This is a genomic window from Metabacillus fastidiosus NBRC 101226, from assembly GCF_001591625.1.
Taxonomy (GTDB): Bacteria; Bacillota; Bacilli; order Bacillales; family Bacillaceae; genus Metabacillus; species Metabacillus fastidiosus.
Window position 1 is genome coordinate 29,348 of record NZ_BCVG01000019.1, and the last position, 24,158, is coordinate 53,505.

Below are 24,158 nucleotides of genomic sequence, written 5' to 3' on the forward strand. Positions count from 1 at the left end.
ACATTGTGTATTTAAGCAATCTTGGAGGAATGAAGCATGTCAATCCCACCTAATGAAAAACAAACGATAGAAATCGAAAAATCAAATAAAAAGAAGTATATGATGGAGAAGCTGTCAGGAAGAGTATTTCTGTTCTGTGCACTTCTTTCAGTGATCAGTTTAGTTTTAATTATAGGATTTGTATTTTATAAAGGGTTCCATCCGTTTGTGGCACAGGGTTATAACTTTATTGACTTTCTTTTTGGAGTAGATTGGGTACCAAGTGAAGATAAATTCGGAATTTTTCCAATGATTGTGGCATCTATATTTGCTACAGCAGGAGCATTAATCATTGGGGTTCCGGTAGGTCTGTTTACGGCAATTTTTTTAGCAGAAATTGCACCTAAACGTTTAGCGAAAATCATTTCACCTGCTGTACAGCTGCTCGCAGGTATCCCGTCTGTATTATATGGTGTCTTCGGGCTTGCCGTTATCGTTCCTTTCTTGCAAAATAATTTAGGCTTAGCGAAGGGACAAAGCTTATTAGCTGTTATTCTCGTCCTAGCCATTATGATGCTGCCTACAGTAGTTACTGTATCTGAAACAGCGATAAGAGCAGTCCCGAAAGCGTATCGCGAAGGCTCGCTTGCATTAGGGGTTTCTGAGATCGGAACAATTTTTAAAGTAGTTGTACCAGCGGCTAAATCCGGTATTCTCACTGCCGTTGTTCTGGGCATGGGAAGAGCGATCGGAGAGACGATGGCAGTCATATTAGTAGCAGGAAACAGTCTCATTATCCCAACGAGTCTAACAGACAGTGTACGTCCATTAACTACAAATATTGCACTTGAAATGGGATATGCAGCTGGAACACATCAGGAAATGCTGTTTGCAACAGGTATTGTTTTATTCTCCTTTATCTTATTATTGAATTTTGTCTTAGCAAAAGTCGCTTCGAAAGGTGGTAATTAAGTTGAGAAAGTTTAAAGATAGCTTGTTACGTGGACTTCTTTGGTTTTCGGCTTTCTTAACAGTTGCCGTTCTCGTTACTATAGTTGGGTATATATTTTATAAGGGGTACCGATTAATAAATATCGATTTTATCTTTAGTGATTATTCGCCTGCAGGCGATGGCGGCATTTGGCCGATGATTGTTACGACGATATATACAATTGTTATCTCGTTATTAATAGCAACCCCGGTCGGGATTTTGGCTGCTGTGTATTTGCAAGAGTATGCGAAACAAGGCCAATTGGTAAAATTAATCCGTTTTGCGACTGAAAGCTTAACAGGAATCCCATCGATTATTTATGGATTATTTGGGGCAGTATTCTTTGTGGCTACTTTAAAACTAGGGATGTCCATCATTGCTGCTTCATTAACATTAACTATTATCGTATTGCCTGTCATCATCCGAACAACAGAAGAATCATTAAAAACGGTTCCTCGTTCGTATCGTGAAGGGTCTCTGGCTCTCGGAACTACTAAGCTCCAAACTTTATATAAAGTAATTTTACCAAGTGCGATGCCTGGTATATTATCTGGTATCATTCTCTCAATCGGTAGGATTGTTGGTGAATCGGCTGCAATATTTTTAACAGCCGGCACAGTAGCAGCATTGCCGGAAAGTATTTTTTCATCTGCAAGGACGTTAACGGTTCATTCTTATTTAGTGACACAGGAGTCAGGGGATATTGAACTCGCAGCTGCAGTTGGAATTGTCTTAATTGTTATCATACTTGTATTGAATCTTGTAGCGACGTTTATATCAAAAAAATTAAATAAAGCTAATTATTAAATGAGGTGTATGTTAATGAATATAACAATGACTGAACGTAATAATACAATAAATGTGAATTTATCACAGGTGAGTGAGCAATCTCAGGGGACAGCGAAAATTAGTGTAAGAGATTTGAACTTGTTTTATGGAGAAAAACAGGCGCTTTATTCATTAGCAATGGATATCCAGGAGAAAGAGGTTACAGCCTTAATTGGTCCTTCCGGCTGTGGTAAGTCAACTTTTTTACGAACAATAAACCGTATGAATGATTTGATTGACGGCGTAAAGATTAACGGGGATATTATTATCGATAATGAAAATATATACGAATCCAATGACGTAATAAAATTAAGAACGAAGGTCGGTATGGTATTTCAAAAGGCAAATCTATTTCCGATGAGTATTTATGATAATGTGGCATATGGCCCTCGAATGCAAGGGATCAAAAATAAAAATAAATTGAATGAGATTGTGGAAGAGAGCTTACGCGGTGCAGCGATCTGGGATGAAGTAAAGGATCGTTTGAAAACATCGGCACTTGGATTATCAGGCGGTCAGCAGCAGCGTGTCTGTATTGCGCGTGCAATTGCGATGAAACCGGAGATCATTTTAATGGATGAACCGACTTCCGCATTAGATCCAATCTCAACTTTAAAAGTAGAAGAATTAATTGCAAACATGAAAAAGGATTATACAATCGTTATTGTTACTCATAATATGCAGCAGGCAGCACGTGTATCTGATAAAACAGCTTTTTTCTTAAACGGTGAAATAGTGGAATATGATCTAACAGATAAAATCTTTTCCATGCCGAAAGAGAAGAGAACGGAAGATTACATTACTGGTAGATTCGGTTGATTTTTAATGAGTGAAAACCTTGATTGGCTTACATGCCTTTCAAGGTTTTTTGTTATTCCTTTTAAAAAAGACGGCTATCACACCTGTTAACAGTGAAATAACATAAAAAATCAATGAAATTGTATGTTATCAGGCTGTTAACAGGAGATATGAGCGTGAAAACACAATTGCTCATTTAAGAGAAATCATTAGGATAGACGGGAGTGATAAGAAAGAGAGGAGAAAAAAGATGTCTAAATTGCTGCTTGATGAAAAACCTTTGCTTATTATTCCTTCCCTTGCTAAAAAGGTAGGGTTGAACGAAAGTATTATTTTACAGCAGATTCATTACTGGCTGCAGATCAGTGACCATACATATGAGGGCTATAAATGGATGTATAATACGTATGATAAATGGGCGGAGCAGTTTCCTTGGTGGAGCAAAGCGACGATCCGCAGGCTTATTACAAAGCTGGAAAAGCTCGGCATTATTGTAACCGGAAATTTTAATAAAATGAAAATGGATAAGACAAAATGGTACCGTATTAATTATGAAGCATTGAACGATATGAGCAGTCCATGTGCTCAAAATGAGCAGTCGAGGTGTTCAAAATTAGCTGTCGAAGAGCCAACTTTGAGCACACCATTACCAGAGAGTACTACAGAGATTACTTCAGATAGTAAAAAAGAAGAAGAAGCCACTTCCTCTGCTTATCATTTTTTTGAACAAAACGGATTTGGAACAATCAGTCCTTATATTGCTGAAAAGATAAATGGATGGATAAAAGATTTATCAGAAGAACTAGTAATCGAAGCGATGAAAATAGCAGTTGAAAATAACAGCAGAAATTGGAGATATGTCGCAGCTGTTCTTAAAGACTGGGTGGATAAAAAAATTAAAACGGTGAAGGAAGTTCATGCAGCACAATCGGCTTTTCGTAAAAGACAGTCACAAAATCGGAAGGGTAACAGGATTCGGAAAGAGCTTACACCTGACTGGCTAAAGAATGAGCAAGCTGAATCAAAGAAAGAGGAGCCGTCTCAGAAAATGAGTGCGGAAGATTTTGAGAGGGAAAGGGAGGAATTATTGAAAAGAATTCGGAATTATAAGGAGAAACCGAAATGATGAATGATTTTTAAAAGTTTATTCAAGAATTTAGTGAGTAGTAAGGCGATTTATTCAACAGATGGGTTGCTCGTGAGACGAAAGGCAGTCTTGAAGGAGTAGGGTAGTGCCTTTACCTGTCACCACCCAAAGATGGGAAAGTTAGTTTAGTCCTTCGTTTCAGATGGCGGATTCTTTATGACATCCACTTCACCTGCAACTTCAACATCAGCTGTTTCTTTTTTTAGTTTTTCCTTTATTTGTTTCATTTCTTGTATTTGACGTGTTGTAATCGATACTTCGTTCACTTGAACAGGGTGTTTGCTTATTTTGATTTCTTCTTCTTTCAGAGGGATTCGGAATTGCTCCTCATCACCTGCTTCTATTACCATTTCTTCACGTCTAATCGGAACCGTGAATGTTTTCTGTCCTTCGATGACTTCTTTATGAACCTTTACTTCACCCGTTTGTACTCGTTTCTTTTTTATGTCCAGCTGCTCTTCTCGTAATTGAAGCGTTTGTTCTTTATTTTCATCTGTTTTTTTAGCTGCTTTTTCTGTATTCCTTCTTGAATTAATCATATAGTTAATGCCGCCGATAATTGCTCCTAAAACAAGTACTGTTACGATCGTAAGACCTGTTATCCAAGCAACTATGCCCCCGGTTATCGCACCAAGAATAATATATTTTCCCATAGGACCTCCCGAAGTATTTTTATGTAAAAACGATGGAAAGAAGGGGCTGTCCAATAAGTCCCTGATAAGCTTAAAAAGCTGAACGGCCCTGTCACCAAATCCTGGATTTTACTGAATTTCCATCACAGGGCCTTTCAGCAGGGTGTCTGAAAAGGATAAAAATCAACCCTTTTCGGACACCCTCAGGAACAATTAGTCCTCTTTTATAATGTCGGCATTGCCATTCGATCCAACATCTAGAACTTCTTTATGAATGACGTCACGTACTTGTTCTGTTTCCTGAACCGGACGTTTTTGAACGGAAACTTCACCAGTAACGACCGTATGCTTATCTACATCAATTTTTTCAGCAGTTACTGGAATGTGAACCGTTTCTTCAGCTGTAATTGGTTCATCTGCTGGTCTGCGATCAACAGCTCTTTGTTCAATGACGACTTGATCATGTGAAACAGGGACATCCACTGATTGTTCTTCCTCCACAATGTTCTTGTGAAGCGTCACATTACCTGTTTCCACACGATATTTGTTGATATCCAATTCTTCCTCACGAAGATCAAGCTGTGCTCCTTCTGCTGCAAATTCTGTATCAGCAGTACGATCTACTTCACGTGCCTTTTTTTGAGTTTTCTGTTGAGTTTCTTCATCGTTAAATAAATCAAAAAAGCCCATATTGAAAACCTCCTAAGGGATTGGTTTGGTCTTACAACTAGTAATATTGCCTGTGTGAGTGAAAATATGTGCTTGAATTTTGGGACCTGTTACAAAAAAGACTTAGTGTATTTTACGTCCAATGTTTTATTAAGAAAAGTCTGTTAAAAAATAAAACGGTAAAAGAAATTCATATAGCACAAGAGGCTTTTCGGAAAAGACGGTGCAAAATCGAAAGGAGAATAAGGCTCAGAAAAAACTTACACCTGACTCGTTAAAAGACGGGCAAAATGATCTAAAAGAAACGGGGCTGTTTCATGAAATGAGTAATGAAGAATTTGAGAGGCATTATTATAAAGAATTCGGAGTTATAAGGAGAAACCGAGAGGATGGATGATTAATTAAAAAGGTTATGTTGAATTTTAATATCGATCATTATAAAAAAGAAAGGAAACCCGGTTTTAAGAGTTTCCCTTCAGTTAGTTCATTTATTTTTTTGAAATGGCTGATCATATAAGTTTCACAGCTCTTCGTCCGATTGCTGTTATATAGATAATTATTGCATATATAATTGTTCCTGCTAAGTAATTTACAGATTGCATTGGTGTACTAATGCCGTGCATCTCATTATATAAATGATCCTGAGCTTGTGACCCCCAAATGATAAATAAGGTAGCTGATAATAATATTAATGCTAAACTCGCTTTTTTATGGAAGGTAATTTTTATAAAACTTTCTTTTAATGCTTCGGTAAATTTCATTTTAGAATATTTTAATGTTTCTGCTTTTTTCTGAAGCGGTATTAAGAAATAAAGGAATAAAGCACCCCATATTAAAGCCATCATGACTATAGAATTATCCATTTTGGTAATCCTCTTTTCTATCAGAACTTGTAGTGATAATACAGTTTTAAATAATAGAATAAAGGTGGTAGCAAGTAAATTTGTGTATAACTGAAGATAATTAAGTGATTTTACGTTCAAAAATCATCTCATAAAAAGTAGCAGTACTGTATCCCATAACAGCAGGAGCAAATATTTGAACAAGTCTCCAGCCTTCCTTGGCATGTTTATGAATAATATCATGATGTTCTTCCTTCGGTTTCCCGTTCCATTTACTAAGTTCAATTTTTACAAATGTATATTCGTACATATGCTAGACCTCCTTGTTAATGTTTCTGACTAATATACGAAGCCGATTGGGGGAAGGTTTCAATTATTATGTGAAAGGAATGGTATTTATTAGAGTTTTTCAATTGAAGCGGTATAATAAATTAGCACAGGCAGATAACTAAAAATATTATAGAACACAAAAATAAAAGAAGAAGGGGAGATACAATGACAAAACAAATAACAGATGCAGGATGGAATTTAGACAATAGCTATGCGCGCCTGCCGGAATCATTTTTTACAAGCTGTAATCCAACTCCTGTAGATGGACCAGATTTAATTATTCTTAACGATTCCCTAGCACGATCTCTTGGACTGAATGAAGAAGTATTGCGAAGCGAAGACGGAGTGGCGGTATTTGCAGGAAATAGTATTCCGGAAAATGCAGAACCTCTTGCCCAGGCTTATGCTGGACATCAATTTGGACATTTTACGATGCTTGGAGATGGTCGTGCTGTGCTGCTTGGGGAGCAGATTACTCCTTCGGATGAGCGATTCGATATTCAGCTTAAAGGGGCAGGCAGAACTCCTTATTCCCGCGGAGGAGACGGCCGTGCGGCAGTTGGACCGATGCTTAGGGAATATATAATTAGTGAAGCAATGCACGCACTCGGTATTCCGACGACGCGCAGTCTAGCTGTAGTAACAACGGGTGAGGACATCATTCGTGAAACGGATTTGCCAGGTGCAGTGCTTACACGTGTCGCTGCAAGTCATTTGCGTGTTGGCACTTTTCAGTATATTGCAAACTGGGGTACGGATGAGGAACTGAAAGCTTTGGCTGATTATGCAATAAATCGCCATTTCCCACACATCGAGAAAGAAGAGAATCCATATCTTTCCCTTCTTCGTGAAGTGATTAACCGCCAGGCTTCACTGATCGCCAAATGGCAGCACGTCGGATTTATTCACGGAGTAATGAATACGGATAATATGACAATAAGCGGAGAGACGATTGATTACGGTCCTTGTGCGTTCATGGATACATATGATCCAAAAACAGTATTCAGCTCTATTGACAGACAAGGCCGCTACGCTTATGGCAATCAGCCTTATATCGGCGGATGGAACCTCGCAAGACTTGCCGAATCTTTATTGCCATTGCTGCATGATGAAGAGGAAAAGGCTCTTGAAATCGCTCAGGAGACAATCTCAGATTTTCCTGCATTATATGAAACGTATTGGCTTGCTGGAATGCGGGCAAAGCTTGGAATATTTAATGAAGAAAAAGAAGATCAAGCTCTTATTGGAGAACTTCTCACCATGATGGAGAAGCATAATGCAGATTATACGAATACTTTCCGTGCACTAACCGTTGATAAACAGGAAGGTACTGCTTTATTTGAATCAAAAGAATTTACGGAATGGCATAAGCGCTGGCAGGAGAGGTTAAGCAGACAGGAAGAATCAAGTGATTCTGTACATGAGCTGATGAAAAATAATAATCCAGCGGTAATCCCGAGAAATCATCGTGTAGAAGAAGCGATTGAAGCGGCAGTCGGAAAAGAGGACTATAGTGTGATGGAGAATCTTCTAGAAGCTCTTTCAAATCCTTATGAACATTCTTCGGAAAAGGCTCGTTACTGCACATTGCCTGAGCCGTCAGATCAGCCTTATAGAACATATTGCGGTACGTGATGGTAATATAAAATCTCATTCGCTGTCTTATACATCAAGAGTATAAGACAGCGAATATAACGCCTTAATTATCCAAAACTTCATTTTTCTTTTTGCTATTTTCATAGTTCTTCTGCACTTCTTTATATTCATCGCTGTCTAAAATGATAGACGGGTTATTGACCAGCTTCTCTTTTTCCTCTTTTAAGACGTTTAAAGAGTCAACTATTCCCTTGCTCGTTACTTGCAAAGATTGTTGCCGTTCTAACAGGGTAGTAAGGAATGACATATAATCGATTTTTTCATTGTTCATTTTTTTATGGATTTCTTCTAGCTGTTTCTCTATTCTTTCGATTTCCAACTGGGCTTTTCTCAGCTCTTCAAACTTTTCTTCCATGCTTTGGCGGTATGTATGCAATGTCTGAATGTAGGTTCCTACTTTTTTATAAGTCTCTGTTGAATCGGTGACAGCCTTTTTTGCTTTTTCTTTTACTGTTTCGGATAGATTAGAGGATTGTAAAATATTTTCTGCCCGTTCGTTCCATTCAGCCAGTTTTCTCCCTAAATTAGAGGTTTTTGCCCACAGGGAAGGAGTAGAAATTTGTTGAAGTGCTGCTGATAAGTTTTTAATATCACGATAACTCATTTTTTCCAGACTATCATCTTGGAACAAGGCTGACAGCTTATTTTCTAACTGATCACTTGAAGAAACACTTCCGATATGTTTTTTAGCTTCATTTGCAATTTCAACGAGATGATTCATAAAAGTCTTCTCGTCAAATACCTCTTCCTTACTACCGAACCGGTAGCTTGCCTCCATCTTGGAGGAGCCATCAAAAAAGTATTCAAACGTACTTGCGAGCTGCTTCGCTTTTTCCTGAACAGTTTCATCATATACTTCATCAAGCATAGCAAGCATCGCTTCCTGTTCTTTAGAGTCAGTACTATTCGTAATTTCCTCTTTTATATTTTTATATGCATTAGCAAAATTGATAAGAAAAGAAGCATCATATTTTGAATCATTTATTGTGCTCTGCAGGCGATTTCTGAATTCATATTTAATAAAGGCGTTTGAAGATACGACCGGCTGAAATATCGTCTCTTTCTGATTTTGTATTGCAGGCATTTTTTGATTTACATTCGAAGAAGATATAATAAAGTTCTGTAATCCATTTATTTTCATCATTTCCTCCTTAGTGCTTTTATTATCTATTTACTATATCGGCGAATATTGCTCTCTATTTCAATATATTTGAAAAATAATAAATAATTGGTAATGAAACTTCTGTCTAATAAATTGTTTAGTGTCTATGAATCGAGGGGTATTGTTTATGAGATGTAAGCTGGGAAGAAAGTATCTTTTCCGGCATGAATACGAATAGTTAAATAGTAAGATAGTTTTTTTCTCTTATTGCAGTATACTTAGACAGGCTCTCATTTTTATTCAAGAAAGGAAGAAAATAATTGTTGAAACAGCTTAGAACAGTCCTTGTACTCGTCTTTATAATCTTCAGTTTTCTAATACCTCATAATGTCGATGCTTCTACAACAAAACAATATAAAGATGCCGTCACTCAAGGCGAACAGCTTAGAAAATTAACAGCTCAATATAATCAGCTTATCCTTACAAATAACATAGAGAAGGTTAATCGTTCCTACGATCAGTTTACTAGTCAGTTAAGAAAAACGGAGATAATGATCGGAAGGGTGCAAGGAAAAACGATTCGCAGGCAGCTGAATGAGAAGTATGTAAGACCAGCTAAAATTGCGAGGGAAAGAACGATTTATGAAGTTTCCCAATATCGTTTTATGAACATTATTCAAGCAAAATTAAGCCAGGCAAATATAGAGACAGCCCAGCAGGATTTCAAAAAACTGGACCGGCTTGTGGAAAGAAGTGCCGCTATAAAGATTGCAGGAAATTATAAACCTCTTCCTCTTAAAATTCAGCAGGATTTACAAAGAAAATATACAGAGCTGAAAAATCAGTATGAGGAGCTTGTCCGCTCTTTAGATCCGAACAATCCTAATTATTTGTTTCCAAAATTAACAGAGCTGAAAGGGAAATGGTCCAGATTATCCGAGAATGAAAAGAGAGACATCATTCAAAAAGATGCTTGGACTTTAGTCGGTGATACGAAGTATATCGGATATTTGCCAAAGCATCTCGCCTTTTTATATCATTTAACAGGTGATGAACAGTATAAAACGATGGTGAAAGAGTTCATCCCTCTTTTTGAAAAATATTATTTGAAAAAGGGAAGGCTTCAGTCAATTGAATACCAGAACACAGGCTGGTGGTACCGAGATCAGTTCGCAAGAGATAATAGAAGTTTATTTGAAGCTTATAAATATACCGAGATTCCTGAAGTGTTAGATTTCGTAGATAACCAGGCATCAATGTGGATCGAGCAAGTGCCGAGAAGTACGAATATAGGATTCAACATTTTCCCGTATGGAATATCAGATGCCGGAAAAATCGGTCCTATTGAAATTAATCCGAATCAAAACATTCAGATTGCTACTTTATTTTCCTACTTATATTGGGAGCCTGAATCTAAGTTTTATCAAAGTGCTCTGGCAAAAGATATTGTTCTGAACGAAGTTGGGGCGGTTCTCTCTTTACAAAAGAAAAACGGTTCCTTGCCACTGACACAAAATCTTCCATTAGTAGAGGATACGAATTATGGCGGCTACTCTGGGAATATGCTGTATCAGCTGGCACAAGTATGGAGAAATGAAAAATGGATGAAAGCAGCTGTTGATATAGGGAACTGGCTGTACAGGGAGTATTCAATGGACCATCCGTGGAATACGAAGGAAGACGCTCCTAATTATGCGATCGACAGAATTAATAGTTTTAACTTAATAAGCAGGGTTCTCCAGTTTTATGCAGCCGGGATTCCAGATGAAAAAGTGAGAGAATGGATTGATTTTGCGGAAAAACGGTTCCCGGATGAAAAGCTGTATTTGCTTGAAAGATGGTATATTTACCAGTCAATTCCGCGCAGCTACTTAGATAGTAAAATCTATGTAAAAAATCAGCTGTCACCAGAAGTATACAGTGATTTTTATTCTGACAAAGGCTCCATTCGGATCATAGCGGAAGAAATAGTTACAGGCATCTGTGGAAATTGTAAAGTTAAACGAGAATGAGACGATTGAAAACATTACTTTTAAAGATGATTTCAATAAAGAAATACAGCTAGAAAAAGGAAGATATAAAATAACATCCGAAGCAAAAGCAGCAAACGGCAAGATAACGACTGACATAAAAACAATAACTCTTAATGAAGATATACTGTATTCATTACATACGATGCTGTTTGATAAGAACCACAGATTTTATCAAAAATTGAAATGAAAAATAAGAAAACCCTGAACAGTATATAATACTGTTCAAGGTTTTTCGTCTTTATGGGGCCAGTGATTTTTCTGACAGCGATGTAACTGCTTATATTATTTTAACTTGTTCATAAATTGTGAATGTCATTTGTTTTCAGATCAAAACTATTCATTGCGTTATTTGGCATGTGAGGAATTAATAGACAAGTAAACGCATAGGATTTTGAATATGTTCTACATACTTTTTAGCCTCTTGCATAAGGTATTCATCTGTACCTTCGTTCGCATTATAGATAGTGAAGGCAGGAAGGTAGGTGCCGTTGCATCTAGTAAGGGTACTTTGTATTGGTCTTAATAATTCACTGATCGTGAACCAATTATAACCCCCCGAACGATATTGTTTTTTCGTACCACCTGTTGTCGTTGCCACCATGAACTCTTTGCCTTCCAAATTACGGCCCTCAGGTCCAAAAGCCCAGCCAAACGTCAATACATCATCGAACCATTTTTTTAAAAGAGGAGGGCAGCTATACCAATAAAAAGGGAACTGAAACACAATTCGCTCATATTGAAGCAATAATTGTTGTTCCCTTTCCACGTCGATGTTCCAATTGGGATAGTCCTGGTAAAGATTGCGAAAAGAGATGTTCGTGTGATCTTTCAGCTCTCGTGCCAAAGCCTTATTGGCACGGGAATTATTTAGATTAGGGTGTGCTGCAATAACCATAATTTTCATAATGATATCATCCTTCCTTAATTTTCAACATTACTGGGGATCTACCCCATGATTACACGGAATTTCATCTTTGCAAAGTACGCTTTTTTTTCAGACTAGGTACTGTAAACAGTACCATAGATGTCTTTTACTATCGTTAGATAGTATGGTAAAGCATACTAAGTACGATAAATCATCGTACTATTTTCATTGTGAATACTTTGATAGAATTACAACTAAGAAAGTAAAATCGGATATTGGGAGGTGGTAAGATGCCAGAGGAAATTCAAGATTCCAATAAGACGCAAGGGATACTGGCCACACTGCAGGTAATTGGAGGGAAATGGAAGCCGCTCATTTTATTTATTTTACTGTATCAAGGGACAAAACGGTTCGGGGAATTAAGACGTCTGCTTCCGAATGTAACGCAAGGCATGCTCACCAATCAGCTTCGTGAGATGGAACGAGACGGACTTATCATACGCCAAGTGTATCAAGAGATTCCGCCCAAAGTTGAATATTTTTTGTCTGATCATGGACGAACGTTAAGTTCAGTTTTAGAGAGCATGTGCGGGTGGGGATTTAAACATATTGAATTTATGAAAGATGCGAATCAGGATGAATCAAAGCATCTTTGATTTCCATTTCAGAAATGAGTGTGCTTTTTGAACAAAAGACGATAGAACTGCTTGGATGTACAAACAGCTAATTTTCCTGTATTTGAATCTAAATACAGTGTTGTTCTTACGAAAAAACTGTATTTGTAAAATAATAATAAATATTTTAACTATAGCAAATGAAACATTATATGAATCTATTCAGGAAAATCCAGATCTCGCAAGGGAATTAGGTTTATCCTCTTTTGATATACAAGGTCTTATGAATGGAGAAACACCTAAAGGATACACTTGGCATCATCATGAACAGCCTGGTGTCATTCAGTTAGTAGACAGTGAAACACATGAGAATACCGGACATACCGGCGGCAGAGAGATTTGGGGAGGCGGCAGTGACCACCGTTAATTTTTTATTTTAGAATTGGAATAATAATGGAGCATATATATAGGAAGGAGAGTGGAACAGGGGAGGAGATTAATATAGCAAACCCTATTGTTGCCAGGTCATTAGATGAGATTAGGTTCTGGTCCAGAATTATGAAGGAACATGCTCTATTCTTGAGTTTAGGATTTACGTATGAGCAGCAGCAATTAATCGATGAAGCAAATCAGTTTATTGCTATGTTTGAAAGAATAGAAGAAAAGCTAAGCAGATTTTCAGTAAACTCTGATTTGCGTGAAGTCCAGGCTTTTAACAATGAAGTGTATCAAGCGGCGGCTTCGATATGGTATTATAAGAGGAAGGTTTTAGGCTTAACATTGCGCTGTGAAATTAGAACAAACAATTATCCTTTATTAGTGGATCATATTAGCAGGGAAGCAGCCTATTTTGCTGACCGGCTTAAGGAGTTAAATGAAGGAAAACTTGTTCCGAAGCCGGAAGCTATTATTGAAGAAAATGTATTTTTCCTTAGAATTATGGCAGACCATGCGAAGTTTATCGGGCATCTTTTAGACCCTTCAGAACGGAAGCTGGTTGAGCAGGCGAGGGAATTCAGCCACGATTTTGACCAGCTTGTCTTCCAGGCAGTCGATTTGGATTCCATGCGGCCGCAATCAGAGACAAAGCCTATCCTGAATCAATTTTTAAATCAAAACAAGGTATCGGTAGCTTCGTTGCGTGATTTCAAGAAAACAGCAAGAGAATTAATAGAAGAATGCCGTATTAAGAGTAATATTCATCCGCTTTTAGCTGATCATACATTTAGAGAAGCGGAAAGATTTTTAGAAATTATTGATTTATTTGAAGCGAGTTTGACTGGAAGAAATAATTAATATCTATTAAATGCAAAAAGACCTTATGCTCTTTTTGCATTTTTTTTGTTTGAAAAGAAAAGAAGCTATACCTGATTATTTTAGGTTTTACAGGTAAACAGAACTTATAAACACGATCTCGTCTTGGATAACTCCTGTTAGAGATATATGGTAAAATAGCATGGAGCTAACTGAATAAAGGGTGGGAATATTATGAACGTGAAGCGGTTAAAGGTTGCTATACCTGTTACGATTGTTGTAGCAGCATTGTCGTTATGGATATTAGAGAAGGATCATTCAGCTGTACCACTTACAGCCCGTATACTAATTGCTGCAGGAGGAGCATTATTATCCGGTGTCATTGCCTTTTTTCTTTTACAGGGGGATGCAGACCGGAATGATGCGGAAAGCAGATAAGAATAGGGAAGGGAGTTTATAAACTCCGATATATACATAAATGAAAAGAATTTGCATTCAGCTGAGTTTCCTTCGCCTTGAGCCAATTGTACGTAATTTTAAGGGAAACTTATACAAGATGAAATAATGGATCCGTATAGCCTATAACAATTCTGCATCGCCTAAAATAGATGTGGTTGGAAAAAGTTGATTAATAAGCATCTTTAAATGATTTATATTGTTAAAACATAGTTGTTTTATAGGAATGTATAGTTAAAACTCACTTGACTTATAGGAATAGTGAAGCTATGATAAAATTAAAATTTTTAAAAAATTGTTGAAACATGTAATTATAAAGTGAAACTTTCTTCAGTGGGGGGTTCTCATCCTCCACTGAAGATTAGATGAACTAATCGGACCTTTACGGGCAGTTGGATCTTCCCACGTAACTTCTTCGAATTGCTGGAACTTTAAAGTGGGAGTCTTACTGCTCGTTAAGGCTGGGATAAATAATTACGGTTTATATTTCCTTTGTGAGGTGGATTTTGTTGCAACTTCAGGTAATGAACAGTCCGTTTAATCAGGAGCAGGCAGAGCTCCTTAATCGTATCCTGCCTACCTTGACAGAATCACAGAAAGTGTGGTTGATGGGTTATTTAGCTGCTTCTCAAACTGTTGCTGCTGCAGCAGTTACGGTGGAAGCGGAAGCACCTGTGACAGAGCTTACTGCTGTACAGACTACGGCGCAGCCGATTTCAAAAGAGGTGACCGTTCTTTACGGTTCACAAACTGGTAATTCGCAAAGACTTGCGGACAATGCGGGAAAAACTCTTCGTGAGCGCGGTTTTGATGTAACCGTCTCATCTATGAGCGATTTTAAGCCGAATAATTTAAAGAAAGTGACAAATCTGCTTCTCGTTGTAAGTACACATGGAGAAGGCGAGCCGCCTGATAATGCACTTACTTTCCATGAGTTCCTTAATGGAAGAAGAGCACCGAAACTTGACGATCTTCGTTTCTCTGTTTTGGCACTTGGTGACAGTTCATATGAATTCTTCTGTCAAACGGGTAAAGAATTCGATGAGAAATTGGCAGAGCTTGGCGGAACAAGAATTTATCCGCGTGTTGACTGTGATCTTGATTTTGATGAGCCTGCAGCTGAATGGCTTGAAGGTGTATTTAATGGCTTAAGTGAAGCGCAAGGCGGAAGTGCCGCAGCAGCTCCTCAAACGGCAGCACCCCAAGCGACAGGTGAAACAGTTTACTCTAGAACAAATCCATTCAGAGCGGAAGTACTAGAAAACTTAAACTTAAATGGTCGCGGTTCAAATAAAGAAACACGCCATCTTGAATTATCTTTAGAAGGATCGGGAATTACATTTGAACCAGGTGACAGCCTTGGTATTTATCCTGAGAATGATCCAGAGCTTGTTGACGCTCTTCTTGCGGAAACGAAATGGAATCCTGAAGAAACTGTAACTGTTAATAAACAAGGTGAAACTTCTTCTCTTAGAGCAGCGCTTATTTCTAATTTTGAAATTACTGTTTTAACAAAACCGTTCGTTGAGCAGGCTGCAAAGCTTTTAGGAAATGAAAGTTTACAGGAGCTTGTTGGTAATGCAGATAAATTGAAAGAATATATTAATGGCCGCGATCTAATTGATTTCGTTCGCGATTTTGGACCAGTAACAGTACCGGTTCAGGAGTTTGTTTCTTTACTCCGAAAAATGCCGGCTAGACTTTATTCTATTTCTTCCAGCTTAAATGCGAATCCTGAGGAAGTGCATTTAACAATTGGCGCTGTCCGTTACGACGCACATGGACGCGCGCGAAAAGGTGTATGTTCGATCCTATGTGCAGAACGCCTGCAGCCTGGTGATACACTACCGGTTTACATTCAGAATAACCAAAACTTTAAACTGCCGCAAAATCCGGAAACACCTATTATTATGGTCGGACCTGGTACAGGTGTGGCACCATTCCGTTCATTTATGCAAGAGCGTGAAGAAATCGGAGCGGAAGGCAAGTCATGGATGTTCTTTGGCGATCAGCATTTCGTTACAGACTTCCTTTACCAGACAGAATGGCAAAGATGGATACAAGACGGTGTGCTGACGAAAATGGATGTTGCATTCTCACGTGATTCAGATGAGAAAGTATATGTTCAGCACCGTATGCTTGAGCAAAGTAAAGAATTATTCCAGTGGCTCGAAGAAGGAGCAGCTGTTTATATTTGCGGTGATGAGAAAAACATGGCACATGATGTTCATCAGACTCTTATCGATATTATCGAAAAAGAAGGCGGCATGAGCCGTGAAGACGCAGAAAAATATGTATCTGCTATGCAGCAGGAAAAACGTTACCAGCGTGACGTATATTGATTTTTGACCTGAGAGGAGTTTAAAACATGGTGAACAAAATTTTAACAGCGCCGGAAGGCCCGCCAAGTGATGTTGAGCGAATTAAGCGAGAAAGTGATTATTTACGTGGTACACTTGCAGAATCAATGAGAGAGCCGCTAAGCTCTGGGATTTCTGATGATGATAACCGTTTAATGAAGCATCATGGAAGTTATTTACAAGATGACCGTGATCTTCGAAATGAGCGTCAAAAACAGAAGCTTGAACCAGCATATCAGTTTATGCTTCGTCTTCGTTTACCTGGCGGTGTAGCAACAGCGAAACAATGGGTTGTTTTAGATGAGCTTGCACAAAAGTACGGAAACGGCACATTAAAACTGACAACACGTCAAACGTTTCAAATGCACGGTATTTTAAAATGGAATATGAAAAAGACGATTAAGGAAATCGACGGTATCCTTTTAGATACGATTGCAGCATGTGGCGACGTAAACCGTAACGTAATGTGTAACCCGAACCCGTATCAATCTGAAATTCATGAAGAAGTGTATGAATGGTCAAAAAAATTAAGTGATGATTTACTGCCTCGTACAAGAGCATATCACGAAATTTGGCTTGATGAAGAAAGAGTAGGCGGTACACCGGAAACAGAAGAATTAGAACCGATGTACGGTCCGTTATACTTACCGCGTAAATTTAAAATCGGTATTGCTGTTCCTCCATCAAATGATATTGATGTATTCTCACAGGATCTTGGTTTTATTGCGATCGTAGAAAATGATAAGCTTGTCGGCTTTAACGTAGCAATCGGCGGCGGTATGGGTATGTCACATGGTGATACAGAAACATATCCGCAGCTTTCGAAAGTAATCGGCTTCTGTAAACCGGAACAAATTTATGATGTTGCTGAAAAGATCATTACAATTCAGCGTGATTACGGAAACCGTTCTGAACGTAAAAATGCCCGCTTTAAATATACTGTTGACCGTCTTGGACTTGAAACAGTGAAAGCTGAACTTGAAAATCGTCTCGGCTGGAGCTTAGATGAGGCGAGAGGCTTCCATTTCGACGATAACGGCGACCGTTACGGCTGGGTAAAAGGCACAAAAGGCAAATGGCATTATACATTATTTATTGAAGGCGGACGTATCGCTGATTTTGATAATTATAAACTGATGACCGGCTTACGCGAAATCGCTAAAGTTCATAGCGGCGACTTCCGTTTAACTGGTAACCAAAACGTAATTATTGCAAATGTATCAAACCAAAAGAAGAAACAAATCAGTGAATTGCTTGAACAATATGGTTTAACAGACGGCAGCCATCATTCTGCACTTCGCCGCAGTTCTATGGCGTGTGCTTCCCTACCGACATGTGGTCTTGCGATGGCAGAAGCTGAGCGTTATTTACCAAGGCTGATTGATAAAATTGAAAAAATCGTTGATGAAAATGGTCTTCGTGATAAAGAGATTACAATTCGTATGACAGGCTGTCCAAACGGCTGTGCACGTCATGCACTTGGTGAAATCGGCTTTATCGGTAAAGGACCTGGTAAATATAATATGTATCTCGGAGCAGCTTTTGACGGAAGCCGTTTAAGTAAAATGCACCGTGAAAATATTGATGAAGATGAAATTTTAAGTGAATTACGTGTCATCCTTCCTCGTTACGCAAAAGAGCGTAACGAAGGAGAGCATTTCGGTGACTTCGTTATCCGTGCTGGTATTATTGAAGCAACAACAGACGGTACGAACTTCCACGCATAAAACAGGAGAGATAGGAATTTGATTCCTATCTCTTTTTTATTTATTAAATATCAATATATAGCATAAAAAATAGTTAATATTTCAAAATAAACTGAGCTATTCTATACATAATCTATTTTAAAACTTATTGACAAAATAAAAAGAGAATATTATCGTCTTATATGTAAACTTTATTAATATTATAGTTAACATATATGAAAGAAAAGAGATGAAAAGAGTGGAAGAAGCAAAGTATTACAGTGTAAGAATGAGAGCATCGCAAAATATTGCGGATCAATCTGAAAGTAAACATATATCCGGCGGTGAGCTTATTTCCACTTATAGCAATATAAAAGAATCGGTAAATATATTGCTGGAAAAAGCTTTGACACATTCCAGGGGAAATGCAGACTTTATGCAAATTCAATTTGAAGCTATTCAGGAGCCTGTTGAATATATAAAACCGCTGGAAGTTAGGACGAATGAAGTGGCATCTATGGAAGCCGGGCAGGTTTTAGCGAAATCATTGTTAGAAAAAGCAGGAATTCCGAAGAAGACAATTGATAAAGTTTATGAAAATCTGTCTCAATATTTGGAACCTGCAGGTGCTGTATTAGTTGATGTTCAATCAGGAGAAAGGGTCGATGACAGGAAAAATAAAGGGATACGCGTTTCAAGGATAGATTGGCTGCCTTATCATTTTGAAAGATGGTCTGATTTTTATCATATAAAGGGAAATCAGAGATTAAGAGAAGCACTCGCTCTTGCGACAAAAGTGAGCAGTCATCTGGCTGCAGCAGCTGAACTATGCTGGTCTGATGATCCTGATTATGTAACAGGATATGTAGCGAGCAAGAGAGAAGGCTATCAGCGAATTACGAAACTGAAAGAATATGGTGATGAGAGAGGCGGCAGAATTTTTTTCGTTCACTGTTCAGAGGAACTGGACTCGTACATATATTATTTGGAGAAAAAACCGGTTTTTATTCAATGGGAAGGGAGCAGAGAAGAGGATGGGGCTTGATCAGAGGCTTACTGAACGGTTGGACAGCAAAAAAGAAGATGGTCTGTACCGGGAGCTTCAGCTTATAAATCCTTCTCATTCTGATACAGATCTTGTATTTTCATCGAATGATTATTTAGGGCTTAGGGCAGATAAGAGATTAATAGCTGCGGCAAACAAAGCTTTGTATGAATGTGGAACGGGAAGCAGCGGTTCAAGATTAACGACTGGCAATTCAATATGGCATGAGAGACTGGAACAGCGTATTGCAGACTTTAAACAAACAGAAGCAGCATTGCTTTTTTCATCAGGTTATTTAGCTAATGTCGGGGTATTGTCATCGATTCCGGAAAAAGGAGATATTTTATTAAGTGACGAGCTGAATCATGCAAGTATTATTGACGGCTGCCGTTTATCTAAAGCAGATACAATTGTTTATAAGCATGCTGATATGGATGATCTGGAAGAAAAATTGAGAAAAGCAAAGGGCTGCGGACAGTGTTTTATTGTAACGGACGGCGTGTTCAGCATGGACGGGACGGTTGCCCCTCTTGATAAGATAATGAAAATTGCCGATCACTATAATGCTTATGTCATTGTTGATGATGCCCATGCGACAGGAGTGCTAGGGGAAAATGGGCGGGGGACGAGTGAATATTTTGATGTTGCTCCCGATATTGTCATTGGGACTCTAAGTAAGGCTGCCGGTACAGAAGGCGGGTTTGTATGCGGTTCAAAAACATTGATTGATTATCTTATTAATCATGCGAGAACATTTATTTTTCAGACAGCTATTCCAGCGATGAGCTGTGCTGCTTCTTACACAGCTTTAGAAATTATAGAACAGAGTCACAAGGACCGGGAGCTTCTTCTTATGAATATTAAAAAAGTGCAAGAGGCTCTTTCGCAAATGGGATACGAAGTAAAAGGTGGAAGCACTCCCATTATTCCGGTCATTATAGGAGAAGCAGAGAAAGCCGTCCTGTTTGCGGAAAAATTGAAAGATAACGGAATCTATGCACCGGCTATTCGTCCGCCGACTGTACCGGATGGAGAAAGCCGGATCCGGTTCACTATTTCTTCTGCACACAGCTCAGAAGAAATAAACTATTTACTGGAGAAAGTTTTTTTCATTGGCAAAGAACTGAATATCATTACATAATAATTTGCTGAGGTGTCGTTCAAATGAAAAATATAAATAATATGCATACTGATTTTTTTCAAAATCCGTATCCTTTTTATGATGAGCTGCGTTCCATCAGCCCTTTATATCGAACGAGCCTGCTGAAATATAAAGGGGTGTTTGTAACAGGGTATGAGGAAGCTGTAACAATTTTAAAAGATACGAGATTTAAAAACCGTATCCCTTTACCGCAAAGCACTCTAAAATATGAATCTCTTAAAGATACACAAAATGATATGTTCCTTTTTAAAAATGGAGCTGATCATATAAAAATTCGCATGCTCGTTAATAAAGCATTTACGCCTAGAATGATAGAAGCTTACCGTCCATACATAGCAGAGACAGCTAATAGCCTGCTTGATGAAATGAAGCTAGGGGGAACGATGGACATAGTTTCTGACTTTGCTTTCCCGCTGGCAAGCTCTGTTATCGCACGAATATTAGGAGTGCCGGCAGAAGATCATCAAAAATTCAGAGAATGGTCAATAGAGCTTATTCAGACGATTGATTTCATGCGATCGTCTAAATCGCTGAAAAGCGGAAACAGGACGATGGGTGTATTAATAAATTATTTCAAAAAATTAATTATAAGCAAGGAATTGTATCCGGCAGAAGACCTTATTAGCATATTAATAAAAGAGAAAAAAATGACAAATGAGGAATTGATCGCAACTTGTATTTTACTCGTCATTGCCGGGCATGAAACAACGGTAAATCTTATTAGTAATTCCTTGTTCATTCTGTTAAATAATGAGGAACAATTGCTTGAATTGAGGGAAGATTTATCACTGATGGAATCAGCAGTGGAAGAATGTCTGCGTTATGAAAGCCCGACACAGATGATAGCCCGCATCGCAGGGGAAGACGTGGAAATGAATGGTGAGCTCATAAAAGAAGGGGAGCATGTGTACATTATGCTGGGAGCTGTGAATCGTGATCCTCGCAAGTTCTTACATGCTGATCAATTTAATATTAGAAGAGATCCTAATCAGCATCTTGCTTTTGGAGCAGGAGTTCATTTTTGTTTAGGTGTCTCGCTGGCACGTTTAGAAGCACAAATTGCAATTAGTACTTTTCTTGAAAGAATACCTGAATGTACATTGGCCGATTCTCAATTAAAGTGGAGAAGACTTTTTAGCTTTAGATCGCTGGAAGAAATGATCATTCATTTTCACGGGAAATAGCAAAACGAGGATGCTCGCAAGTCTGGATCATCCTCGTTTTTAATTATGGACAAAACAATGATGAGAAACATATGAAATAGTTATTATGATATTAACAATAGAAGGTAATAGAATGTGGAATAAATCAGAAGTATAGAATGGTAAAGTTATTAATAAATGACGCCTTTAAATTTTATTTTCACATCTCCCTGGGACTGGTCTTTTAATTCATCACTTAGCATCTTTACCCTGTTTATAGCATCAGTCATTCCAGTTGCTTCAACGAAATGCTCTCTTGTTTTACAACCTGTACTAATTAGAAAGACAAACTGTTTCATGGAATATCCCCCTTTTTTATATTAAATTGCCAGTTTAGTTATATTATAGATGATAACTGTATTAATGTCTGTTAATAAACTGTTACATAAATATGTATAATTTGTGAATGCGGTTACAAAGATGAAATATTTGACTTATTATTTACGATTAAAAAAGTTAAATCTTAATCAATCTATTCCGTTTTTTCACTATTATGCGCTATAATAAGAAAAATTTAATTTGTATAGGGGAATAGGTATGAAATCTTTTTACCACTACTTAATGAAATATCGTCATCCGAAACCGAAAGATGATATTTCAAAGTTTGCTAATGATGCATATGATGACCACAGCTTTCCAAAAAGTTCTGTAAGTTACAATGAGCTTAGTACGTATCTCGAGCTAAACGGATCTTATATGAAGAGCATGTCCACTTTTGATGAAGCATGGGAAGAATATATAGAAAACGAAAAATAATTTAAAAAAGTAAATAAAGGAAGTAAGGGATGCAGAAGACAAGGATGAAATAAAATAATCCTTTTGTTACGGTATTTAATAACTGATCATATCCTTCTCCATCAATAAATTGCACCATTTTATGAACGATTCCGTTAATCATTATTACCAGCTCCTTTATGGCTTGTCCTATTACCAGATTTATATTGTTTAACGGAAGAAATATTCATAATAAGCTGAAAAAAAGTTTTAAATTTTTTTAGAATATGTCCCCATTTATGAACATAAACAATTATTAAAGGGGGCGATGTTGTGAAAGAAATTGAAGTTGTTATTGATACAGAGGAAATTGCTGAATTCTTTTACAATGAGCTAACAGCAAGAGGATTTGTGCCTTCAGAAGTGGAACTAGAAGAAATAGCTGATATTACATTTGAGTATTTATTGAACAAATGTTTAATTGATGAAGAGCTAGAGCCAGAAGATTAAATAAGTTGGCTCCCCGCCTTCTATATTTACGAGAATATGTGAACAATAATCAAGAATTAGCAGAATAGCTGATTCTTGATTATTTTTTTGGAGACGGGACGGTTATAATTATTTTATAATAAGAGGAAACAAAGGTTATTTTGGAGTGGGGTTTGTTGAAAACAATTTTATTTTTAATATTTACTTTTATCATTTTGGCTATTAATTATGATAATAAGTATATAGAAGGCATTGATACAGCTGTTTCATTATCGTTTGAAAAAATCAGGACAGACTGGCTGACAGATTTATTTTTCGCTTTATCGCATATCGGTTCGCTAAAAATTATGCTGCCGTTATGTATCATAATGTCTATTGTTTTAGTAGTGGAGAAAAAATATGTACATGCTGTTTCTCTTATGCTGCTGTTTTTCCTTGTCAGAGTATTGAATACTTATTTAAAAGAGTTTTTTCTCAGGGAAAGACCTTTATTTGACTTTCTTTATAAAGAGAGCGGATATAGTTTTCCGAGTGGACATTCGATGAATTCTGCTGCTGTTTACAGTTTCCTATGTTTTATTTTAATAGAAACATTTATCGTATCGGAAAAGGTAAAGAAAATGCTTGTAGCAGGGACAGCGGTTCTTATATTACTAATCGGGGTGAGCAGGATTTATCTCGGCGTTCACTTTCTTACAGATGTTTTAGCCGGATTTGCAGCAGGAATTTGTACATTTCTCATTGTGAAAATAGCAGTCGCTAAAATACAACAGGTTTTCGACAAAAATAGAACTGTTTAGCTAAAGGAATTTTGCGATTGAATCTCTAATTTAAGTAGTACAGCTTAAATAAAGGGGGACGATCGCATGGTTTCTTCCATTTTATTGCTAAAGAAAAGGGTATCGGTATTTAATATTACGGTTTTTCAAACTCCATTTTTCAGGGAAGAAAAAGGATACGAAAAAGTGTATGAGACGACTGTTAAAGCTTTTAATCATAAAGATGCGCTTGAGAAAATATTCAGAATATTCAATGTTCCCGATTTGATTCCGGATGATTATGAAGCAAGATTTATAAGTACCGGAGACATATTATTAATCGATGAAGGAAGAAAAGGCAAAACATATTATAGATTGCAGCCTGGGAACTGGGAGAAGGTTAGCGGGGAAAATGTCAGGTAATAGAGTGGTGATAAAAATGTGACCTCATGAATCGGGAGTGAGGTCACATTTTTATTTTATCCCAGCCTAACGGGCAGTAAGACTCCTACTTCAAACTTCCAACAATTCAGAGAGGAAGTGGAGT

The 24,158-nt window shown here is 37.6% G+C and carries 29 protein-coding genes; 21 read left to right on the forward strand and 8 right to left on the reverse strand.

Annotated features, from left to right (window positions below):
• Positions 1-36 precede the first annotated feature (36 nt).
• From pstC to BFA01S_RS07420, 4 genes are all read left to right on the forward strand, one after another.
• The gene (gene pstC, locus BFA01S_RS07405; protein ID WP_066227748.1) at positions 37-951 is read left to right on the forward strand and encodes a phosphate ABC transporter permease subunit PstC; all 915 of its coding nucleotides are present in this window, start codon (positions 37-39) and stop codon (positions 949-951) included.
• Position 952: 1 nt separating this feature from the next.
• Entirely contained in the window at positions 953-1,777 is an 825-nt protein-coding gene (gene pstA, locus BFA01S_RS07410) for a phosphate ABC transporter permease PstA (RefSeq protein WP_066227751.1), read from the forward strand.
• A 15-nt stretch (positions 1,778-1,792) separates the two neighbouring features.
• A complete protein-coding gene (pstB, locus tag BFA01S_RS07415; protein ID WP_082799892.1) occupies positions 1,793-2,617 on the forward strand; it encodes a phosphate ABC transporter ATP-binding protein PstB in 825 nt (274 codons plus the stop codon).
• Between the two features lie 229 nt (positions 2,618-2,846).
• Entirely contained in the window at positions 2,847-3,722 is an 876-nt protein-coding gene (locus BFA01S_RS07420) for a DnaD domain-containing protein (RefSeq protein ID WP_066227754.1), read from the forward strand.
• A gap of 146 nt (positions 3,723-3,868) precedes the next feature.
• Here the strand turns inward: BFA01S_RS07420 and BFA01S_RS07425 are convergent, their stop codons facing one another.
• Both BFA01S_RS07425 and BFA01S_RS07430 read right to left on the reverse strand, forming a co-directional pair.
• Positions 3,869-4,396 (reverse strand): YsnF/AvaK domain-containing protein, encoded by a 528-nt coding sequence (locus BFA01S_RS07425; RefSeq protein ID WP_066227758.1) that lies wholly within the window; start codon positions 4,394-4,396, stop codon positions 3,869-3,871.
• Between the two features lie 192 nt (positions 4,397-4,588).
• Complete coding sequence (locus tag BFA01S_RS07430; protein ID WP_066227761.1) at positions 4,589-5,065, reverse strand: YsnF/AvaK domain-containing protein; 477 nt, start codon at positions 5,063-5,065, stop codon at positions 4,589-4,591.
• A 202-nt stretch (positions 5,066-5,267) separates the two neighbouring features.
• On the opposite strand from BFA01S_RS07430, the gene BFA01S_RS22325 reads away from it, so the two are divergent.
• Entirely contained in the window at positions 5,268-5,441 is a 174-nt protein-coding gene (locus tag BFA01S_RS22325) for a hypothetical protein (RefSeq protein ID WP_156483559.1), read from the forward strand.
• Positions 5,442-5,553: 112 nt separating this feature from the next.
• On the opposite strand, the gene BFA01S_RS07435 is transcribed toward BFA01S_RS22325, so the two are convergent.
• Both BFA01S_RS07435 and BFA01S_RS07440 read right to left on the reverse strand, forming a co-directional pair.
• Positions 5,554-5,886 carry a hypothetical protein gene (locus BFA01S_RS07435; protein ID WP_169800444.1) on the reverse strand — a complete coding sequence of 111 codons (333 nt, stop codon included), beginning with the start codon at positions 5,884-5,886 and terminating at the stop codon, positions 5,554-5,556.
• Positions 5,887-6,007: 121 nt separating this feature from the next.
• On the reverse strand, positions 6,008-6,196 hold the full coding sequence (locus tag BFA01S_RS07440; protein ID WP_066227766.1) for a DUF4177 domain-containing protein: 189 nt from the start codon (positions 6,194-6,196) through the stop codon (positions 6,008-6,010).
• A 185-nt stretch (positions 6,197-6,381) separates the two neighbouring features.
• On the opposite strand from BFA01S_RS07440, the gene BFA01S_RS07445 reads away from it, so the two are divergent.
• Positions 6,382-7,851, forward strand: coding sequence for a protein adenylyltransferase SelO (locus BFA01S_RS07445; RefSeq protein WP_066227769.1), 1,470 nt, complete (start codon positions 6,382-6,384; stop codon positions 7,849-7,851).
• A gap of 64 nt (positions 7,852-7,915) precedes the next feature.
• Here BFA01S_RS07445 and BFA01S_RS07450 read toward each other — a convergent pair whose 3' ends face one another.
• A complete protein-coding gene (locus BFA01S_RS07450) occupies positions 7,916-9,013 on the reverse strand; it encodes a hypothetical protein (RefSeq protein ID WP_066227772.1) in 1,098 nt (365 codons plus the stop codon).
• 281 nt (positions 9,014-9,294) lie between these two features.
• Here BFA01S_RS07450 and BFA01S_RS07455 point away from each other — a divergent pair, with 281 nt between their 5' ends.
• Together BFA01S_RS07455 and BFA01S_RS07460 are read left to right on the forward strand one after the other, a co-directional pair.
• Entirely contained in the window at positions 9,295-10,986 is a 1,692-nt protein-coding gene (locus tag BFA01S_RS07455) for a hypothetical protein (RefSeq protein ID WP_066227776.1), read from the forward strand.
• Complete coding sequence (locus BFA01S_RS07460) at positions 10,958-11,194, forward strand: hypothetical protein (RefSeq protein WP_066227781.1); 237 nt, start codon at positions 10,958-10,960, stop codon at positions 11,192-11,194. Before BFA01S_RS07455 ends, BFA01S_RS07460 begins: the two co-directional genes overlap by 29 nt.
• A gap of 177 nt (positions 11,195-11,371) precedes the next feature.
• Here the strand turns inward: BFA01S_RS07460 and BFA01S_RS07465 are convergent, their stop codons facing one another.
• Positions 11,372-11,911 (reverse strand): NAD(P)H-dependent oxidoreductase, encoded by a 540-nt coding sequence (locus tag BFA01S_RS07465; RefSeq protein WP_066227784.1) that lies wholly within the window; start codon positions 11,909-11,911, stop codon positions 11,372-11,374.
• Between the two features lie 251 nt (positions 11,912-12,162).
• On the opposite strand from BFA01S_RS07465, the gene BFA01S_RS07470 reads away from it, so the two are divergent.
• The 9 genes from BFA01S_RS07470 (at position 12,163) to BFA01S_RS07510 (ending at position 21,632) form a co-directional block, all read left to right on the forward strand.
• The gene (locus tag BFA01S_RS07470; RefSeq protein WP_066227791.1) at positions 12,163-12,528 is read left to right on the forward strand and encodes a winged helix-turn-helix transcriptional regulator; all 366 of its coding nucleotides are present in this window, start codon (positions 12,163-12,165) and stop codon (positions 12,526-12,528) included.
• A 55-nt stretch (positions 12,529-12,583) separates the two neighbouring features.
• Positions 12,584-12,913 (forward strand): HNH endonuclease, encoded by a 330-nt coding sequence (locus BFA01S_RS07475; protein WP_082799893.1) that lies wholly within the window; start codon positions 12,584-12,586, stop codon positions 12,911-12,913.
• A 26-nt stretch (positions 12,914-12,939) separates the two neighbouring features.
• Entirely contained in the window at positions 12,940-13,782 is an 843-nt protein-coding gene (locus tag BFA01S_RS07480) for a DUF2935 domain-containing protein (protein WP_412758864.1), read from the forward strand.
• 192 nt (positions 13,783-13,974) lie between these two features.
• Positions 13,975-14,178 (forward strand): hypothetical protein, encoded by a 204-nt coding sequence (locus BFA01S_RS07485; RefSeq protein ID WP_235842985.1) that lies wholly within the window; start codon positions 13,975-13,977, stop codon positions 14,176-14,178.
• 527 nt (positions 14,179-14,705) lie between these two features.
• Entirely contained in the window at positions 14,706-16,538 is a 1,833-nt protein-coding gene (locus tag BFA01S_RS07490; RefSeq protein WP_066227797.1) for an assimilatory sulfite reductase (NADPH) flavoprotein subunit, read from the forward strand.
• A gap of 26 nt (positions 16,539-16,564) precedes the next feature.
• Positions 16,565-18,283, forward strand: coding sequence for an assimilatory sulfite reductase (NADPH) hemoprotein subunit (gene cysI / locus BFA01S_RS07495; RefSeq protein ID WP_066227799.1), 1,719 nt, complete (start codon positions 16,565-16,567; stop codon positions 18,281-18,283).
• Positions 18,284-18,500: 217 nt separating this feature from the next.
• Complete coding sequence (gene bioW, locus BFA01S_RS07500) at positions 18,501-19,286, forward strand: 6-carboxyhexanoate--CoA ligase (RefSeq protein ID WP_066227802.1); 786 nt, start codon at positions 18,501-18,503, stop codon at positions 19,284-19,286.
• Positions 19,276-20,427 carry an 8-amino-7-oxononanoate synthase gene (gene bioF / locus BFA01S_RS07505; RefSeq protein ID WP_066227807.1) on the forward strand — a complete coding sequence of 384 codons (1,152 nt, stop codon included), beginning with the start codon at positions 19,276-19,278 and terminating at the stop codon, positions 20,425-20,427. Before bioW ends, bioF begins: the two co-directional genes overlap by 11 nt.
• A gap of 23 nt (positions 20,428-20,450) precedes the next feature.
• Entirely contained in the window at positions 20,451-21,632 is a 1,182-nt protein-coding gene (locus BFA01S_RS07510) for a cytochrome P450 (protein ID WP_066227810.1), read from the forward strand.
• 149 nt (positions 21,633-21,781) lie between these two features.
• On the opposite strand, the gene BFA01S_RS22330 is transcribed toward BFA01S_RS07510, so the two are convergent.
• On the reverse strand, positions 21,782-21,949 hold the full coding sequence (locus tag BFA01S_RS22330) for a hypothetical protein (protein ID WP_156483560.1): 168 nt from the start codon (positions 21,947-21,949) through the stop codon (positions 21,782-21,784).
• Between the two features lie 238 nt (positions 21,950-22,187).
• Between BFA01S_RS22330 and BFA01S_RS07515 the strand changes: the two genes are divergently transcribed.
• Positions 22,188-22,406, forward strand: coding sequence for a YozE family protein (locus BFA01S_RS07515; protein WP_066227813.1), 219 nt, complete (start codon positions 22,188-22,190; stop codon positions 22,404-22,406).
• Position 22,407: 1 nt separating this feature from the next.
• On the opposite strand, the gene BFA01S_RS22335 is transcribed toward BFA01S_RS07515, so the two are convergent.
• Positions 22,408-22,548: a hypothetical protein gene (locus BFA01S_RS22335; RefSeq protein WP_156483561.1), complete on the reverse strand. Its 141-nt coding sequence runs from the start codon at positions 22,546-22,548 to the stop codon at positions 22,408-22,410.
• Between the two features lie 149 nt (positions 22,549-22,697).
• On the opposite strand from BFA01S_RS22335, the gene BFA01S_RS21805 reads away from it, so the two are divergent.
• From BFA01S_RS21805 to BFA01S_RS07525, 3 genes are all read left to right on the forward strand, one after another.
• The gene (locus BFA01S_RS21805; RefSeq protein ID WP_082799894.1) at positions 22,698-22,874 is read left to right on the forward strand and encodes a YozD family protein; all 177 of its coding nucleotides are present in this window, start codon (positions 22,698-22,700) and stop codon (positions 22,872-22,874) included.
• Between the two features lie 155 nt (positions 22,875-23,029).
• Positions 23,030-23,653, forward strand: coding sequence for a phosphatase PAP2 family protein (locus BFA01S_RS07520; RefSeq protein WP_066227817.1), 624 nt, complete (start codon positions 23,030-23,032; stop codon positions 23,651-23,653).
• 66 nt (positions 23,654-23,719) lie between these two features.
• A complete protein-coding gene (locus tag BFA01S_RS07525; protein WP_066227822.1) occupies positions 23,720-24,034 on the forward strand; it encodes a YodL domain-containing protein in 315 nt (104 codons plus the stop codon).
• Positions 24,035-24,158 lie beyond the last annotated feature (124 nt).